The sequence below is a fragment of the Singulisphaera chitinilytica genome (genome assembly GCF_049331405.1).
Classification (GTDB): domain Bacteria; phylum Planctomycetota; class Planctomycetia; order Isosphaerales; family Isosphaeraceae; genus PoT.
In genome coordinates, this window is record NZ_CP186274.1 from 1009073 (window position 1) to 1025930 (window position 16858).

Annotated in this window: 12 protein-coding genes; 7 read left to right on the forward strand and 5 right to left on the reverse strand. The window is 66.4% G+C overall.

Annotated elements, in window-relative coordinates:
* The 5 genes from ACOYYX_RS03950 to ACOYYX_RS03970 are packed head-to-tail and all read left to right on the forward strand — an operon-like array spanning position 1 to position 2428.
* The gene (locus ACOYYX_RS03950) at positions 1-438 is read left to right on the forward strand and encodes a hypothetical protein (RefSeq protein WP_422928636.1); all 438 of its coding nucleotides are present in this window, start codon (positions 1-3) and stop codon (positions 436-438) included.
* A 41-nt stretch (positions 439-479) separates the two neighbouring features.
* Positions 480-1262, forward strand: coding sequence for a hypothetical protein (locus ACOYYX_RS03955; RefSeq protein WP_422928637.1), 783 nt, complete (start codon positions 480-482; stop codon positions 1260-1262).
* 13 nt (positions 1263-1275) lie between these two features.
* Positions 1276-1578: a hypothetical protein gene (locus tag ACOYYX_RS03960; protein WP_422928638.1), complete on the forward strand. Its 303-nt coding sequence runs from the start codon at positions 1276-1278 to the stop codon at positions 1576-1578.
* Positions 1575-2114 carry a hypothetical protein gene (locus ACOYYX_RS03965; RefSeq protein WP_422928639.1) on the forward strand — a complete coding sequence of 180 codons (540 nt, stop codon included), beginning with the start codon at positions 1575-1577 and terminating at the stop codon, positions 2112-2114. Before ACOYYX_RS03960 ends, ACOYYX_RS03965 begins: the two co-directional genes overlap by 4 nt.
* Positions 2111-2428 (forward strand): hypothetical protein, encoded by a 318-nt coding sequence (locus ACOYYX_RS03970; protein ID WP_422928640.1) that lies wholly within the window; start codon positions 2111-2113, stop codon positions 2426-2428. Before ACOYYX_RS03965 ends, ACOYYX_RS03970 begins: the two co-directional genes overlap by 4 nt.
* Positions 2429-2432: 4 nt before the next feature.
* On the opposite strand, the gene ACOYYX_RS03975 is transcribed toward ACOYYX_RS03970, so the two are convergent.
* Entirely contained in the window at positions 2433-3698 is a 1266-nt protein-coding gene (locus ACOYYX_RS03975; RefSeq protein ID WP_422928641.1) for a tyrosine-type recombinase/integrase, read from the reverse strand.
* A 251-nt stretch (positions 3699-3949) separates the two neighbouring features.
* Between ACOYYX_RS03975 and ACOYYX_RS03980 the strand changes: the two genes are divergently transcribed.
* Positions 3950-4108, forward strand: a complete 159-nt coding sequence (locus ACOYYX_RS03980) for a hypothetical protein (protein ID WP_422928642.1) — start codon at positions 3950-3952, stop codon at positions 4106-4108.
* A 286-nt stretch (positions 4109-4394) separates the two neighbouring features.
* On the opposite strand, the gene ACOYYX_RS03985 is transcribed toward ACOYYX_RS03980, so the two are convergent.
* Positions 4395-8735: a DUF7133 domain-containing protein gene (locus tag ACOYYX_RS03985; protein WP_422928643.1), complete on the reverse strand. Its 4341-nt coding sequence runs from the start codon at positions 8733-8735 to the stop codon at positions 4395-4397.
* 291 nt (positions 8736-9026) lie between these two features.
* On the opposite strand from ACOYYX_RS03985, the gene ACOYYX_RS03990 reads away from it, so the two are divergent.
* Entirely contained in the window at positions 9027-10148 is a 1122-nt protein-coding gene (locus ACOYYX_RS03990) for a redoxin domain-containing protein (RefSeq protein ID WP_422928644.1), read from the forward strand.
* On the opposite strand, the gene ACOYYX_RS03995 is transcribed toward ACOYYX_RS03990, so the two are convergent.
* The 3 genes from ACOYYX_RS03995 to ACOYYX_RS04005 all read right to left on the reverse strand — a co-directional run bounded on the left by ACOYYX_RS03995 (position 10142) and on the right by ACOYYX_RS04005 (position 16679).
* Positions 10142-10510: a hypothetical protein gene (locus ACOYYX_RS03995; RefSeq protein ID WP_422928645.1), complete on the reverse strand. Its 369-nt coding sequence runs from the start codon at positions 10508-10510 to the stop codon at positions 10142-10144. The two genes, ACOYYX_RS03990 and ACOYYX_RS03995, sit on opposite strands and share 7 nt — an antisense overlap.
* Before the next feature lie 296 nt (positions 10511-10806).
* The gene (locus ACOYYX_RS04000) at positions 10807-11715 is read right to left on the reverse strand and encodes a GGDEF domain-containing protein (RefSeq protein ID WP_422928646.1); all 909 of its coding nucleotides are present in this window, start codon (positions 11713-11715) and stop codon (positions 10807-10809) included.
* Positions 11712-16679: a PAS domain S-box protein gene (locus tag ACOYYX_RS04005; RefSeq protein WP_422928647.1), complete on the reverse strand. Its 4968-nt coding sequence runs from the start codon at positions 16677-16679 to the stop codon at positions 11712-11714. The genes ACOYYX_RS04000 and ACOYYX_RS04005 overlap by 4 nt, the downstream gene beginning before the upstream one ends.
* Positions 16680-16858: the final 179 nt, after the last annotated feature.

Here is a 16858-nt window from a genome sequence, read left to right on the forward strand (position 1 = left end):
ATGGCGAACCGCGTCACCGCCAGGCAGCTCCGCGAGTGGGGGTTCGGCGAACTGGCCGAGCAGGCCCGGGCGAAGAACCCCCGCACCAAGGCCGTCGACCACGAGGGGATGAACCGGACCGAGCGTGCCTACGCCGACCACCTGGCCGCGCTCAAGCTCTGCGGCGAGATCCGGGACTGGAGTTTCGAGCCATTCAAGTTCCGCATCGCCGGCAAGACGTTCCTGACGCCCGACTTCCTCGTCAGCATGCCCAACTGGTCGGTCCAGATCCACGACGTGAAGGGGCACCTGGAGGACGACGCGGCGGTGAAGATCAAGGCGGTCGCCGACCGGCACCCGTGGTTCAAGTTCTGGCTCGTCTTCCGCGAGGGGGCCGGGTGGGTCTATCGGCCGGTGACGCGGAAGGGGATCGGGAAGAGGGGGGAGTGGGAGAGGTAATGGCTACCGCACCAGCTATCAAAATATGGAGCACTCACGAAGTGCGAGTTGCCCTCCGGCAGCGATACAGCCTCCCCGAGTTCGCAATGCTCGAGGAGGTCGGCGACGGGACGGGTGGGCACAAGAGCCGCTCGGCCGACGCGATCGCCATGTGCTGCTATCCGAGCCGAGGCCTCGAGCTCACCGGGTTCGAGATCAAGGTTTCTCGCTCGGATTGGCTGCGAGAGCTCGCCGACCCCTCGAAGGCCGAGGCGGTCTGCCGCTACTGCGATCGCTGGTACATCGTCGCGGGTTCGCCTGACCTGGTGAAGGCGGAAGAGCTGCCGGCGACGTGGGGATTGCTCGCCCCGAAGGCCGGCAAGCTCGCCATCATCAGGCAGGCCCCGAAGCTCCAGCCGATCGAATGGCCCCGGCATTTCATCGCGTCGATCCTCCGCACGGCGGCCGAGGGCGGCACCTCCGAGAGGACGATCCGCGAGGCCGAGGGGCGGGCGGCTGCGAATGCGACCGCCCGTTGCGAGGAGATCGTTCGCAATCGGTATGAGGGCGAGATCGCAGGCCTCAAGTTCAATTACGAAAAGCTCCAGTCTGAGGTGGCCGCCTTCACGAAGGCGAGCGGTATCCCAATCCAGTCGCACTATTCCCCGGGTTCCAAGGTCGGCGAGGCGGTCTCGTTCGTGATGCGAGGCGGGTTGCGTCATGCAGGCCAGGAGATGGCCAGTCTCGAGCAGGCAGCGAAGAGCGTCCTGCGAAGCATCGATTCATATCGGCAACTCATGGCGACGAGTGGTTTCGAATCATGGGAATCGGGGGCAGGCATTTGAGGGAGGGTTTGAGATGGCCAAGTATCTGAGGGTGACGTTCAGCGACAACACGGTCTGGGACGTCCCGATCGAGGTCATAGCGCGTAGCCGGGCCGAGCACTACGCCGACGAGTTCGGCAACGACGTCGAGCGGTCCTACCGGGAGGACTCGCTTCCATTGCTCGAGGCGAGCGACAGCGAGGTCTACGAGTGGGCCATCAACAACATGAACTGGTCGGACATGAAGGCCGCCGCGATCCAGCAGCCGAGCAAGCCGCTGGTGGTGGACTACGAAGAGGAGTGGACGAGCTGCGATACGAAGGTGGTGACGCGATGAACAAGGAAGAGCATCTGCTGGTATGCCTGATGGAGGAGTGTGCCGAGATCATCGAGCTGTGCTCCCGGATCTCGGTGAGGGCCTCCAAGGCCCTCCGCTTCGGGGCGGACGAGGTGCAGCCCGAGCAGGACAGGACGAACGCCGAGCGGCTCGCCCTCGAGCTGGCCGACCTGAAGGCGGTCGCCGAGATGTTGATCGAGGCCGAGGTCATCCCGGCTTCCGCGGTCCCCGCGAAGCGGGTGAAAGTCGAGGCCTTCATGGAGTATGCCCGGCAGTGCGGTGCCCTGACCGGCGTGGAGTTGAAGCCCAAGCCGCCATACCGATGGAGGCGCGGGGACCGACTCCGATGCACCATGGCCCACGATTCGTACTACGCCATCGATCGCCTGGAGAAGGGCGATGAATACACCTTCGATGAACTGGATCCGGCGCATCCCGGTTGGGCATTCGTCACGCACAAGGGCAGACGAGGGGTGGCCGTTCGCACCGACTATTCCGAGTGGATCGGAAGGGACGAGGGAGGGCAGCAGAAATGAAGACGGCAGCAAACCCCATCCTCTATCCCAAGCAAGCGGCCGAGAGGATGGGCCTCGCGCTCAGGGACCTCGTGGCGATCATCCGCCGCCATCGCTACGAGTTCACCGAGATCAAGCCAGGCGGCAAGCCCGGCGACCGGGGCCCGAGGCGGTGGGGCCTGACCGAGTCGCAGATCGCGGCCATCCAGAGCGGGCAGGCGAGGAAGTTCCTTCCGCCCGAGGAAGACACGCGGGTGACGCCGAGGCATTCCCCGCTCTCCCCGGACGGGAAGGCCCGCCTTCGCCCGAGGCTGCCGAAGCACTGCCGGGGTTGACCACTCAACCCCGCGGTGCCCGCACCGCCAGTTTCTCGGCCGCCGCCTGCAGGTGCTTGTCGAGCAGGTGCTGGTAGTGCTTGGTGATCATCGCGACGCTCGTCCCCGTGAGCTCGGCGACGGTGGCAATGTCCACGCCGAGCATGATCATCGTCGAGATGCTGGTGTGCCTCCATCGGTAGTTCACCAGCTTGTCCGCGCCCTTATCCCTGATTGTGACCGCCGCACGCCGCCGCTCCCAGGGCCGCAATCGCGACTTGTCCCCTTCCACCTCTTTCTGCCAGGCTATGACCTCGGCCCGGACCTTCGCGATCCGCTTGCCGAGGAGACTGCCCGACTCCCAGGGCTTGATCCCTTTGGCTCCGCCTCGCCTGACGTCGCGGACGAATACCCAGGTCGCGTCCATCGGGCCCCTGTCCCGGAGCCTCCGGATCGCGCGGGTCAGCGAGGGCGTCAGGAAGATCGTCCGGCTCCTGCCGGTCGCCTTCCCCGCCTTCCACCGCTCCGGGGGCAGGACCGCCTTGGCGGCGACGTGACCCTGCGACGTCTTCCAGCCCTTCCAGTTGATGTCGCCCCACTGGAGCCGGCACATCTCCTTCGGCCGGGCCCCGGTGTGGATCAGGCACCTCACCAGGAGCATGGTCTGGCGGTCGAGCCCATACCATGCGTTGCGGCCCAGAACCTCGGCCCGCCAGTAGCCCAGGAACGCGGCTGCCTCGGACCTCTCGGCATACCTCGCCGCGGCCCTGGGTATCACCGGCACTTCGAACCCCTTGACCGTGTTCGCCTCGAGATACTTCTGCCTGACCGCCCAGTTGTAGACCTTGTTGGCGGTGGCGAGGATGTTCCGCACGTAGACCGGGGAGAACCCCTTGAGCAGGGCCCGGCCATATGAGCTCAGGTCTTCGGCCGCGATCGAGGCCGCCGCCTGCCCGGCGAACTTGCCGATGAGGATGTTGGAATGGCAGAGCACCACATCATAGTTGGCCCGATCTATCCGCCCTTCGGCCACCTCCCCTTCGGCCCAGGCCATGTAGTTCTCGAAGAGCCAGTCGACCGTGATCGCGTTGGAATGCTGGGTCTTCGACCCTTGCTCCCGGAGTCGCTCCTTCTCCGACCTGAACCACTGCCAGGCGGCCTCCTCGTCCTTCGCCCCGATCGTGTCCGGGGCGAACCGCTCCGTCGCGCGGCCCTTGTCGTCGGCCGGCCCGATGTTGGCGAACCAGCGTCGTCGCTTCTCGTTCCACCTGGGTTTCGCGGTGCGAGGCATTCCGAGGGGCTCCTATAGGTGTTCTTTTGAGCATTGGAAGTGTACCCCCGTGAGCGTTATTCCGCAAATCCGCCTTCCTTAGAACGACACGTAGAACGGCATCGTAGAACGACACGGCCATCGAGGACGCCCGCAATCCATGTCCCCCAGGGTCCGCCTTCCCCCTTCAAAACAAGGGATAAGACGGATGGCCGCTTGGGCTCGGGCCGGGATTTATAGCCCTGAAGGCCAACTCCAAGGTGAAGTCGGCCATGCTCACCCTGGAGAAAGAAAAGCTGGGAGGCCTCAAAATTGGCCCCTCGACCGCCTTCGCCAATATGGTGAAGACGCTGGAGAAGGCGGAGCGCATGGTCCTCGCGAAGAAGGCGACGACCATCGGTTCTCGCAAGAAGGTCAAGCTGCGGAAGTGATCGGTCAGCCTTGAGAGCACGTCGGAGCCCCGCGACCCCGGGCCCGAGGACGACGATTGTCCGGGCAGGTCGCCCCGGCCGATTGCCCGCCACAACCGAGGCAATCGGCCCGCGGATCGGCGGGCGATCCCGCTCAACGATCGCATGAGGATCGAGCCGGCAGCCTGGGAGGGATTGCCTGCGCGGAATAACTATGCTGTGATGTAAACATGTGAAACGCCCTCGGGGCAGGCCAGGGCTGCCCCGAGGGCGTTTGTGTTGGGACGGCGAAGGCTTGCTTCTCAGGTCACTTCGACTTGAGCGACTCGAGGTAGCTCAGGAGCGAGGCGAACTCGGGGACGGTCAAGGGGTCGACGAGGCCGAGGGGCATGACGGAGGTCTCCGTCTTGCCGCGCTCCTCGATCTCCTTCTTGGGGAGGACGGTGACGACGCCGGCCGAGTTGCGGAACTCGACCTCGTCGCCCGACTCGCGGACGACGAAGCCCTCGTGGACCTGGCCGCTCGTGGTGGCGAACTTCTGGGTCTCGAACCCCTGCGCGATCTTGGCGCTCGGCTTGAGGATCGACTCGGTCAACTCGGCCCGGTTGTAGCGGGCGGTGATGCCGACGAGTGAGGGCCCTTTGAGGGCCTCGGTCTGCGAGACGGTGTGGCAGCCGATGCAGCCTTGACGCTCGAAGAGGCGGGCGCCGACCTTGGGGTCGCCGGCCTCCTTCTGGATCTTCGCGACGACCTCATCGAACGGGAGTTTCGAGATCGGCTCGCCCTCGGAGGCGGAGACGTCGAGCTTCAATTCGCGGGCAGCTTCCTCGGCCGCCGAGCGGATCTCGGGGGAGCCGTCGTGGAGCCTCGCGCGGACCTGGAAGGCGTAGCGTGGGGCCTGGGTGCGGGCGACGGCGTGGAGGAGCCGGGGGACGATCTCGGGGCGGGACCAGGCGGCCTCGATCGCGGCGGAGGCCTTCTGTCGGGCGTCGCCGTTGGCACGGTCGTTGCGCCCGACCTGGATCAGGGCCTCGAGCCCGAGGAGGCTCCGCGAGGCGTCGGGGTCGTCTGCCAGCTTGATGAAGTCCTGGACGTGGCCGGCGAGGCGGGGGTCATTGAGGATGTCGCGCAGGGCGTCGGCGAGGTCGTTATGAGGCTCCTTCTGCGCGACGATCGCCGCCAGGGCGGGGAGGGCCGCCTCGAAGGCTCCGGCTTCTTTCAGGTGGCGATGGAGCCCGCGCAGGGCCTCAGCCTTGAGGGCGGGTTCGTCGCGATCGGAGGAAGCCACGGTGCCGAGGAACCTGATCGCCTCGGCCGACGGCGGGCGGCGGCGGGGGAGCAGTTCGACGAGGGTACGCCTGAGGGCCGGCGTGCTCTCGGCCAGGTGGATCGCCTGGGTGGTCGTCTCGTCGAAGTCGATCCGGTGGCGGATCATCTCGGAGATCAGCCAGGACGAAGTTTCGGGACCGCCTTGCTTCAACGCGTCGCGCAGAGTCGATGCGATCTTCTCGCTCTGATCCCAGGTCACCGGGTTGTAATAAGGACCGGTGGTGTCGGGCCGGGTGGTCCACCAATCGCCCTTCCAGTCGGCCTCCTTGAAGTAGAGGCGGCAGAGGGCCTTGAGGGTTGCCCGGCGGACCTGTTCATCGCTGGATGACTTGAGGTGCTCGATCAGGCCGTCGACCGTGGGGGTGTCGTGCAGGGACTGGAGCACGCGGACGGCGCCCGGGATCAATTTGGGCGTGGCGGGGTCGAGGGCCTTGAGGCAGACGTCGGTCGCCTTCAAGGCCACGAGCGCATTGACCGCCGCGTGCGCGACGAGAGGGTCGGCGTCGTCCGTCAGGGGGAGGATGGCCGCGGCGGTGCCGTGTTCATCGAGTCGGCCGAGGAGGACGGCGGCCTGGAGCCTGACGCGAGGGTTGGGGTCGGCCAGGGCCGTGATGAATCGCTGGAGTAGTGGATGGGTCTTCCCGTCGACCGGCACGAGGTTGTTTCGAAGGATGTGGGCCCGGCTATCGAAGGCCCGGAGCGCGAATTCGCGGAGGTCGTCTCGTTCCAGGCACAGGGCAAGTTCGTGCTGGACCGGACGGTTGGTGTGGAGTTGGGCGAGCGTGAAAATCGCGGCCACTCTGGATGCCAGCGGTCGGTCGGAGTTGATCAGCTTAACGAGAGGATTGATGTAGATGCTGTCGTTGTTTCTACCGGACAACGGGATGGCTTCTGCGCGGTGACAGATCGTGCGTGAGGCGGCGAGTCGAACGGTATCGCTGGGGGATTCGAGGAGTCGAATCAACTCTTCCAACTTGGCTTTCTTGAGGTCGGGGAATGGTGCAACAACCGCTCCCGGATAGGTCACGCGGATCACGTAGCCGACGTCGGGCTTGTCATAGGTGAATCCGCCGTCGCGCCAGCTCGCGACGTAGAGGCGAGACTGGGCGTCCACGTCCATATCGGTGGGGCGGGGCAGTTCCAGAAAGGGCTCCTGCCCGGCCTCGAAGCCGGCTCCCTTGGGGGTCAAGGGGTGGCGGAAGACACCGCTGCGGCCCCATTCGCAGGTATAGAGCGAGTCATTGTAGCCGGGAGGCAAGCCCGGTTCCTGGACGTAGAGCGAGCCCGTGGGGGAGCCGCCGCCGTAGTCGGCCAGCGGGGCGACGATCTCGTCGCTGAAACGCGTGAAGAGTGTGGGATAGCCGTAGTGGCCCGTCGGGATGATGTGGCTGAGTCGGACGTCCCAGCCGCCGCCGTCGTTGGTGTTGTCCCTCGTGAAGAGGTTCATATAAGGGTCGATGGCCACGTCATAGATATTGCGCTGGCCTCGGGAATAGATTTCGAGGTGCGATCCGTTCGGCTGGACTCGGACGATGCCGCCGCCGCGAAGCTGGGAAGTCGAGCCGTCCTTACCCTCGGCCTTGACGAAGCCATAATCGCCGACGGCCACATAGATCCAGCCGTCGATCCCCATGCGGATCCCATTCGTCGTATGGTCGGCACCGCGGAATTTGAGATCGAAGCCGAGTCCCTTGACCAGGACCTCGGAGCTGTCCGAGACGCCGTCGCGATCCTTGTCGTAGAAGGCGGTGAGTAGCGGCGGGTGGAGGACGTAGGCGACTACGCCATTGGCAATATGCGTATCCTCGACGATGATCCCGCGCGGGCTGTCCATCTTGGCGAAGTCGGTGAAGCGGTCGGCCTTGCCGTCGCCGTCGGTGTCGACGCAGCGGACGACCCGGCCTCGGCCAGGCTTGGCGTCGAGGGAGCCGTTCTCGTCGATGCCAACGTAGACCTCGCCGGTCGGCGTGGCGGCGAGGCAGGTCGGGTAGCTGACGTCGGGCGGGGCGGCGAAGAGCGTGACCTGGAACCCCTCGGGGGCCTTGATCCCGGCGAGGAGCCCCTTGCCGCCGATCGACCTCGGCCGCGTCGAGGCCCCCGCGCCGACGGGGGCGGGGACCATGTTGGTGCCGAGGACCTCGAACTCGAAGAAGCTGCCCCAGTGGCCGTCCTCGAGGCCCGTCAGCGTCATCCGGACGTATCGCACGCCGCGGGCGAGGAACTTGTGCGTGCGCTCCTGGTCGCGCTCGGTCGACTTCGACTGGTCGGAGAGGAGGATCCAGGTCTTGCCGTCCTCCGAGCCCTCGACTTTGTAGCGATAGCCGGCGTCCTCATGCTCCCAGGTGATCTTGCAGCCGGTCAGGTCCTCGGGCTTGCCGAGGTCCACCTGCCACCAGTAGCCGGCCGAGTTATCCGGGGCGCACCAGCGGGTGTCGGGGTTTCCGTCGTTGCCGGCTCCGGGGCCCTTCTCGTCGTCCTGCGAGGCCGAGGCCGTCGCCGGCTTCTTGAGCGCGAGGTTCTCGGGGACGAGGGGGCGATCCGCCTGCGTCTCGGCCGGCTTAAGGTGGGCGTCGTCGAGCTTGCCGACAGACCAAAGGAGGCCTCGGGTCATATAATTGAGGAAGACCGGGTCAGACATCTCGACGTTGTTATGCCCGATCGTGGTGCCGAAGACGCGACCCTTGCCGTAGGTGTTGGTCCAGATGCAGACCTCGTCCTTCTTCGTGTCGCGGCTGCGGGCGTGGGCCAGCGGGGTGGCGGTCTCCCAGATCTTGCTGATGATGTAGAGTTCGCCCGCAGGTGTGTCCCACGAGTCGCCGAACCCCTTCATGATGGGGTTGTCCTTGGCGAGGTTCACCACCTTGAACGGGTAGCCCGCTCCGTGACCGTGGGAGGTCACGCCGAGGAACTTGAACCACTCGTCGGTCTTGTCGCGATAGCAGTGCATCGCGCAGTGGATCACGATGGCGGCGAGCCCCTCGCGGTGCGGCTTGATGATGCGCTCGGTCCACTTGGGGTCGGTGACGCCCGCGAAGCATTCGTTGTGGACGACGACGTCGAACCCCTTGTACCAGTCGTCCTTCTCGTAGAAGGGGATCTTGGTGTCGGTCGTCGAGCCCCCTTGCTGGATGATCGTCCACTCGACCGGGGCCCGCGCCGAGATCCCCTCGGAGAGGATCTTCTTCTGACGCGTGTAGTCGTGGCAGCATCCCCCGGTGATCAGGAGGGCGCGGATCGGCTTCACCGGCTCGTCGCCGAGGGCGTGACCCCCGAGCAAGACGGCCGGGACGAGCAGGAGGATGCGAAAGGCTCTCGACATAGCATGCTTCCAGGAGACGTTGACGCGTGGGTCGCTGAACGGACCCGGGAGTGCGCCTGGCGGTTCCCCTCAAGGTAATGGCTCGAGTCTAGAAAAACCACCCATCCTCGCCGCCGCCGGGCTCCGAGGGATGCGGGCCTATTTCTGCGACGCATGCGACTTGCCTTGGATGTCGACTCTCCCGGAAGGCGCGGGCTACCGGCTGCCAGGATCTTGGCACGGCGCAGCGGGTACGCGAAACTGTCGGGACGATCGAAATTGTCTCCGGGTTTTGACGAAGGGGAGCGTCCGATGAGCCGAGTTATGTTGCGCGCGGCGGTTGCCTCGCTGGTGCTGCTGGGCGGCGCCGGGCTGACCAAGGCCGATCCGCCGGGACTGAAGACCTTGGAGATCGGGGCCGAGGCCCCCGACTTCAAGCTGCCGGGGGTCGACGGCAAGACGTACACTCTCAAGGATTTCGCCTCGTCCAAGGTCCTGGTGGTCATCTTCACCTGCAATCACTGCCCGACCGCCCAGGCCTACGAAGGTCGGATCGCCAAGATGGTCACCGACTACAAGGACAAAGGGGTGGCCGTCGTCGCCATCTCGCCCAATGACCCTCTCGCCGTCCGGCTCGACGAACTCGGATACTCGGACCTCGACGACTCATTCGAGGCGATGAAGCTCCGGGCCAAGAACTCCAAGTTCGAGTACCCGTACCTCTACGACGGCGAGACTCAGGAGACCTCCAAGGCGTATGGCGTCCTGGCGACGCCGCACGTCTTCATCTTCGACCAGGCGAGGAAGCTCCAGTACGTCGGCCGGTTCGACGACGCCGAGGTCAAGACGGTGAAGTCGCACGACGCCCGCAACGCCGTCGATGCCCTCCTCGAAGGGAAGCCGGTGCCGGTCGCGAAGACTCGGGTCTTCGGGTGCTCGACGAAGTGGTCGGACAAGCGGGCGGACGTGAAGACGTCGCTCGCCAAGTGGGACGCCGAGCCCGTCACGATCGAGTCGCTCGACCTGGACGGCGCCGCCAAGCTCGGGCGCAACGACACCAAGTCGCTCCTGCTCGTCAACCTCTGGGCCACCTGGTGCGGCCCCTGCGTGGCGGAGCTCGACGAGTTCGTGACGATGAACCGGATGTTCCGCGGCCGGAACTTCCAGCTCGTCTCCATCAGCCTGGACGACCCCGCCCAGGAGGCCGACGCCCTGAAGGTGCTCAAGCAGCACCATTATTCGGCCAAGAACTACATCCTCCGCACCGACGACCGCGACAAGTTCGCCGAGGCCCTCGACAAAGAATGGCCGGGCCCGATCCCCTACACGGTGCTGATCGCCCCCGGCGGCAAGGTCCTCTATCGCAAGAGCGGGCCGATCGAGCCGTTCGAGCTGAAGAAGGCCATCGTCGGCTACCTGAAGCGCACCTATTGATCGCGGTGAGTTGAAGTCGCGGGCGGTCCTCGGCCCTCATCCAGGGACGAGGGCCGATCCTTCGTCTTCGAACGGATGAAGCGGGAGCCGTCGGCGACGATGAATCCCCCCTCGCCGGCCTTGTCGTCGTCGAATTTGCTGATGAGATCGCCGCCGGAGAGCTGGTCGCGCTTGACCTTGTCGTACCACCAGGGGTGGCGGTTCATCGTGGACGACCGCGTCGACTCCCCCTCGACCCAGATCCAGTCGGCTGGGATCTTCGACGGCGGGGCCGCGTGCACTCCAATTGCGGCGATGGCCAGGATCATGGCCGATAAACCGAAAATGCACTGCCTCGGCCTCGACCAGGTCGTGTGCGACATCGGCGGAATCTCCCGTGGAGAAGGAGAGACAGGACGGACGCCGTGGGCTCGCTCGCGAGCCATTCGACCCCGATCGCGTCGATCTGATTTGCCGTGGGTTGTCCCCAAAAATCTTAGCGAGGCGTCCGGCCGCGATGCTATGGGCGCGGCGATGCGCAACAAACATCGTCAGATCAGCGTGTCTTCATGTAAATCAAGGCTGGGGGAGTGGAGGCGAAGTGGGGAGGAAGGGATCGATACGCCGGGCCCGGGCTCGGTAGCTGCGTGAGGGACGCTGTCGCCGTCGGGGGCATTGATCAGACCTGGCTCAATTCGCGGAAGTGGGTCACGCAGTTCCGCCCTCGCTCTTTCGAGCGATAGAGGGCCTGGTCGGCGGCGTCAAGCAGGGCGTCGATGCCGAGCCCCTGCGCCAGGGCGCAGGTGGCGATTCCGAAGCTGGCCGTCACCGGCTGCGAGGGCTGGGTCTTGACGCTGATCGTCTCCCTGAGGCGCTCGGCGACGGTGAAGGCCTCGTCCTCGTCGGTCGCCGGCATGAGGATGACGAACTCCTCGCCGCCGTAGCGCACGGGGAGGTCGGAACGCCTCGTCTCGACCTTGAGGATCTCCGCGATCGACTTCAAGGTCGCGTCGCCGGCGGCATGGCCGAAGTTGTCGTTGATCGACTTGAAGTGGTCGATATCCAGGATCACGACCGAGCAGGGCTGGCTCTTACGCCCGGAGAGCAGGGTCGTGGTCTGGAGCACCTCGCGGAGGCGACGGCGGTTGGCCAGGCCGGTGAGCGGGTCGGTGGTGACGAGCTCGGCGAGCCTCGCGTTCTTCTCCTCGAGCTCGGCCTGCACGCCGAGGATCCGCCTGGCGATGGCCAGTCGGACGGACAGCTCGTCGCGGTCGACGGGCTTGGTGAGGAAGTCGTCGGCGCCTGCGGCGAGGCCCTGGAGGCGGTCGTTCCTGCCGTCTCGCCCGGTCAGCAGGATGATATAGACATACGGGGCATCCTCGCGGTTGCGGATCCGCCGGCAGAGCTCGGGCCCGTCGAGGTGGGGCATCATCCAGTCGGTGATCACCATCCGCCAGTCTTCCGCGACGATCCGTTCCCAGGCCTCGGCCCCCGAGGCGACCACGACGGCCTCGTGCCCGAGGTTCTCGAGGGTCTTCCTGAGCGCGAGCCCGGATGGCTCCTGATCTTCGGCAACGAGGATCTTCATGGGTTCGATTGCGTCCCGTCCCGGAGCTGACTCTTCAACTCATCCCAGAGCGACTCGACCCTCTCGAGCGGCGAGACCGCGGAGTCGATGTCTCCCCGATGGCCGGCGAGCTCGATTTCGTGCAGGGCCACGCCCAGTGAGTTTGCACCGATGGTCAAGCAGTTCCCCTTGAGCCCGTGGGCGGCGGCCTCGAGGCGCCGGGGATCACGCTCGGCGATGGCGGCCCTGATCTCGTCCAGCGAGCCCGGCGTGGTCGTCAGGATCGAGTCGGCCAGCGTGCAGGCGAACTCGAAGTCCCCGTCGAATTGCTCGACGAGGGCGGACCAGCGGAACGGCATCGGATCGGGCCGATTCTCGGCGTCTTCCTCGGGGGCTTCGGCCTCCGGCGCGGCGAGCTTGATCACGCAACTTTCCAGCCCCTTGCGAAGGTCTTTGTGGCGGACCGGCTTGGAAATATACCCGTCCATCCCGGCTTCGAGGCAACGCTCGCGATCGCCTTGCATGGCGTGTGCCGTCATCGCCAGTATGGGCGTGCGACGCCCGGTGCCGCGCTCGCGGCGGCGGACCTCGGCGGTGGCGGCGAGCCCGTCCATGCCGGGCATCTGCAGATCCATCAACACTACGTCGTAAGTCCGGCGATGGATCGCTTCGACCGCGGCGTGGCCGTCGCAGACGGTGTCGGCGGTGCAGCCGAGGGACTGGAGCATCCGGACGGCGACCTTGCGATTCGTCGGGTGGTCGTCGGCGACGAGGACTTGCAGGCCGAGCCCCCCTTCGGGGACGACGGTCGCGGCGACCTGGGTCGGCCGGCGCGCTGCGAGCGACGACTCGCGTTGCTCGAGGATGTCGCCGAGGACGTTGAGCAGCTGCGATCGCCGGATCGGCTTGAAGATCCTCGCGGTGAAGGTATCCGCCTCGAGGGCAAGCTTCGGCTCGCTCGGCGTGTTCGGGCTCATGAGGACGAGCGGCAGGTCGCCCATCCCGGCCTCGAGCCGGATCGTGCGGGCGAACTGATGTCCGTCCACCTCGGGCATCCGCGAGTCGAGGAAGACGGCGTCGAACGGCCGGTCGCCCGGGGCCTCGCGCAGGATCGAGAGCGCCTGCCTCGCCGAGCCGGCCTCCATGGTCCGGCAGCCGAAGCTGTGGAGGTACTCGCGGACCACGCGGCGGTTCATGCCGTTGGTGTCGACCACGAGGGCCCGGAGCACCTTGTCGACCTTGCGGGATCGCCGGCTGGCCTCGTCGGAGTCGGTGCCCGTCCCCTTCGCCAGGCAGAGGTCGACGGTGAAGGTGCTGCCGACCCCCGGCTCGCTCTTGAGGTCGATCGTGCCGGCCATGAGCCTCGCCAGTTGCCGGCAGATCGTCAGCCCGAGGCCCGTGCCGCCATGCCGACGCGTGGTGCCGCCGTCCGCCTGGGTGAAGCTCTCGAAGACCACGTCCTGCTTCTCGAGCGGGATGCCGATGCCGGTGTCGTGGACCGAGACCCGGAAGTCGACCGTCTCGGGGTAGATCCGGACGCGCTCGACCTCGATCGTGACCTCGCCGATCTCGGTGAACTTGACGGCGTTGCCGACGAGGTTCGTGAGGATCTGCCGGATCCGGTGAGGGTCGCCCATGAGGGTCTCGGGCAACTCGGGCGCGACGAGGCAACTGAGCTGCAGGCCCTTCTGGTGGGCCCTGGGGGCCATCAGGTCGGCGACCTCCTCGACGAGGTCGCCGAGGTTGAATTCGACCGTCTCGATCGCCATCTTGTTCGCCTCGATCTTCGAGAGGTCGAGGATGTCGTTGACGATCTCGAGCATCGCATCCGCGCCGCTGCGGATCGTGGTCGCGTAGTCGTACTGCTGCTCGTCGAGCTTGGAGTCGAGGAGCAGCTCGGCCATGCCCACGATCGCGTTCATGGGCGTGCGGATCTCGTGGCTCATGTTCGCCAGGAACGTGCTCTTGGCCTTGGTGGCCGCCAGCGCCTGGTCGCGGACCTCGCGCAGGGCCCTCTCCGCCTCGCGCTCCTCGGTGATGTCGCGCGCGACCGTCGAGATGTAGTCGATCGTCCCCTGGGGCGACTTGTGGACGATCATCACCTGCGACGTGAAGACCTCCCGGTTGTCCCGGGTGCGGAAGACCGACTCCCCTCGCCAGAGCCCGTCGCGGAGGGCCGTCGGGATCGCCTCCAGCTCGATCTTCTGGAGCATCCACTGGGGGTGGAATGTTTGCATGAATTTGTTGCGCATGTCCTCATCCGGTCCGACGCCGAGCAATTCGCGGGCGGCCCGGTTGAGGTAGAGGATGCGCCCCAGGGCGTCGGTCATCGTCACGACGTCGGAGGTCGCCTCGAGGATGGCGTTGAGGCGTGACTGGGATTGCTCGACCGCCTTGCGTTCGGTCACGTCCTCAGCGACGTAAGAGAACCGCGGCCTCGGTCCGGTCATGTCGCCGATGGGGCAGGCGGTCGCCGAGACCCAGTGGGTCTTGTTCAGGGGGGGGACCGTCATCCCGTACTCGAACCGGACGGGCTGGCCGGTGCTTGCGCATTCGCGGTACCGGGACATCCACTCGAGCCGCAGGGGCTCGGGGGCGGGGGTGTCCTTGAGATAATAGCCGCGGCCCGGCTCCGCGCCGTACTGGCGCATCCTCGCGTCGGAGGCCGCGTTGCCGGTGATGTGGAAGATGTCGTCGTCGTGGAGCTCGACGATGCCCATCATCAGGGGGGAGCCGTCGAAGAGGCTCCGGATCGTCGACTCGCTGAGGCGCTGGGCCTCCTCGGCCTGCTTGCGGCGGGTGATGTCCTGGATCTGAGAGACGAAGTAGAGGGGACGCCCTTCGTCGTCACGCAGGAGCGAGACGTTGAGGGTGATCCAGATGATGCGGCCATCCCTGTGGAAATAACGCTTGTCGATCCGATAGGAGGTGATCTCGCCGGCGAGGGTCCGCTGGAGCTCGTTGAGGTCGGCGTCGAGGTCCTCGGGGACCGTGATCGCCTGGAAGCTCGTCGCGGTCAGCTCCGCTTCGGAGTAGCCGAGCATCTCGCAGAGGGAGCGGTTGACCTGGAGGAATTGCCCGCCGGTGCCGACCAGGGCCATGCCGATCGCGGCCGCGTCGAAGGCCCCGCGGAACCTCTCCTCGCTCTGGCGAAGGGCCTCGGCCGCCTGCCGCTGCAGAGTCGTGTCGCGGCCCTCGAGGATCAGCATCGAGACCTCGCCCGACTCGTCCTTCAAAGGGGTGACGGAGAAGTCGATGGGGATGAGCTGGCCGTTGAGGCCCTTGAACGAACCCTCGTAGCGCACGAACTGACCGGCCGCCGCCCGCTTGATGGCCTCCTTCAGCCGGCCCCGGCCGGCCTCCGAGGGGACCCAGGGCGTTTCCCAGCAGGGGACGTCGACGATATCGTCGCGCCTCACGCCGGCGAACTTCAGTGCGGTGTCGTTGGCCTCGATCACGCGCCCGTCGGGGGTGGTCAGGCCGACGAACTGGAAGGTGTGGTCGAAGATCCCCCGGAAACGCTGCTCGCTGTCCCGGAGCTTCTGCTCGGCGGCGCGTCGCTCGATGAACATCGCGATCTCGAGGCCGAGGATCTCAAGGCTCTCGATCAGCGAGGTGCTGGCCAGTCGGTTGTCGATCGCCCAGAAGGTCAGGGCCCCGAGCTTCTTGCTCTCGCCGACGATCGGCAGGCCGAAGCCGACGCACCCGTCATCCCCTTCGATGACCGCCGGCCCGCCCCGGGAGCCCTCGGGGGTATGGTCCGACCCTGCCCAGCAAGGGCGGCCGCTCTCGCTGATCACCTGGGCGAGGGCCTCGCGCCTGGCGCCGGAAGTCTCGGGAGAGGTCGACCCGAGCCCCGTGTCCCCGGCAGCATTCGAGTCGGACGCGCCGGGGCCGCGCCAGACGAGCCTGCGCGTGAGCAAGCTCGAGTCGGCGTCGACGCCCCAGTATTCGCCGGTCTTCAGCCCGAAGCCGGTGCCGATCGCCTTGAGGAGCTTCGGCAGGGCCGCCTCCAGCGAACTCGTCTCCATCAGGATCCCGGAGACGGCCAGCTCGACCGCCTGCCTCGCCTCGAAGATGCGGCGCTCGACGATCTCGGACTGGAGCGACTCGTTGATCCGGGCGAGTTCCTCGGTCCGCTCGCGGACCTTGTCCTCGAGCTGGGCCTCGCTCCGGCGTAGCTCCTCCTCGGCCCGGACCTGGTCCTCGATGTCGGTCGCGGTGCCGAACCACTTCACGATGGCGCCCGACTCGTCGCGGAGGGGCAGGGCGCGGCAGAGGTGCCAGCGATACGGCCTCGAACTGCTGGTCCGGAGGCGTTTCTTGTGCTCGTAGTCATGCCCGTTGCGGACGGCGAGGGACCAGGCCTCGCGGGTCCCCGAGAGGTCATCGGGGTGGACCGTCGCATCCCAGGAGAGCCTGGTGCCGGTATTCGACCCCCAGGAGGCCTCGTTCCAGCGGCGGTTGTTCGACTCGAGCGTGCCGTCGGCGCGGGCGGTCCAGACGACGTTGGGGATGCAGTCGACCAGCGCCTGCAACTCCGCCAGGGCGTCGCGCAGCTCCAGAGTCCGGGCGGCGACCTCGGCCTCGAGCTCGTTCGGCCCTTTCAATGCGACCAGGTCGGGCCAGGCTCGGAGCAGGGACCAGAGCACGCTCCAGGCCGTGACCCCGGTGAGGATCAGGATGTGCCCCGAGATCCAGTGCAGGGGGTAGTAGAAGCCGATGAGATCCAGCAGGTGGGCGAAGCCGCTGAGGGCGATGATCATCGCGAAGGCGCGGACCAGCCTCGGGTTCCGCACGAAGTTCGGACGCTTGAAGCCGAGGCTCCAGAGGGTGGCCGGGATCGCCATGAAGGCGGCCCAGACCATCGCGTGGCCGATCTGGTGCTCCCAGATCAGCCAATCCGGCCAGTGGGCCGATTGCCAGGTCGGGATGGTGCCGCCAAAGGTGAAGAGGTTCTCGAGGATCCCGGCGAGCGGTGTCATGTTCGATTCACTTCATTCCAACCGCGAATCGTTGGAGCTCCGCGATCCAGTCGACGGACCGCGCCCGAAGTCGTTTCTCCCCCGGAGTGACGGGCGTGACGGCCGTCCCGAGGGGGGCGAGTTTCGATACCGGTAGCCGCGTCGCTACATCGGTTGGGATGTCTCAGGGCCGGATCGCC

What these genes read in the sequence shown, in the direction of transcription:
- ACOYYX_RS03950 (WP_422928636.1), top strand. Translation starts at nt 1, where the DNA reads ATGGCGAACCGCGTCACCGCCAGGCAGCTCCGCGAGTGGGGGTTCGGC.
- ACOYYX_RS03960 (WP_422928638.1), top strand. Translation starts at nt 1,276, where the DNA reads ATGGCCAAGTATCTGAGGGTGACGTTCAGCGACAACACGGTCTGGGAC.
- ACOYYX_RS03965 (WP_422928639.1), top strand. Translation starts at nt 1,575, where the DNA reads ATGAACAAGGAAGAGCATCTGCTGGTATGCCTGATGGAGGAGTGTGCC.
- ACOYYX_RS03970 (WP_422928640.1), top strand. Translation starts at nt 2,111, where the DNA reads ATGAAGACGGCAGCAAACCCCATCCTCTATCCCAAGCAAGCGGCCGAG.
- ACOYYX_RS03975 (WP_422928641.1), bottom strand. Translation starts at nt 3,698, where the DNA reads ATGCCTCGCACCGCGAAACCCAGGTGGAACGAGAAGCGACGACGCTGG.
- ACOYYX_RS03980 (WP_422928642.1), top strand. Translation starts at nt 3,950, where the DNA reads ATGCTCACCCTGGAGAAAGAAAAGCTGGGAGGCCTCAAAATTGGCCCC.
- ACOYYX_RS03985 (WP_422928643.1), bottom strand. Translation starts at nt 8,735, where the DNA reads ATGTCGAGAGCCTTTCGCATCCTCCTGCTCGTCCCGGCCGTCTTGCTC.
- ACOYYX_RS03990 (WP_422928644.1), top strand. Translation starts at nt 9,027, where the DNA reads ATGAGCCGAGTTATGTTGCGCGCGGCGGTTGCCTCGCTGGTGCTGCTG.
- ACOYYX_RS03995 (WP_422928645.1), bottom strand. Translation starts at nt 10,510, where the DNA reads ATGTCGCACACGACCTGGTCGAGGCCGAGGCAGTGCATTTTCGGTTTA.
- ACOYYX_RS04000 (WP_422928646.1), bottom strand. Translation starts at nt 11,715, where the DNA reads ATGAAGATCCTCGTTGCCGAAGATCAGGAGCCATCCGGGCTCGCGCTC.
- ACOYYX_RS04005 (WP_422928647.1), bottom strand. Translation starts at nt 16,679, where the DNA reads ATGACACCGCTCGCCGGGATCCTCGAGAACCTCTTCACCTTTGGCGGC.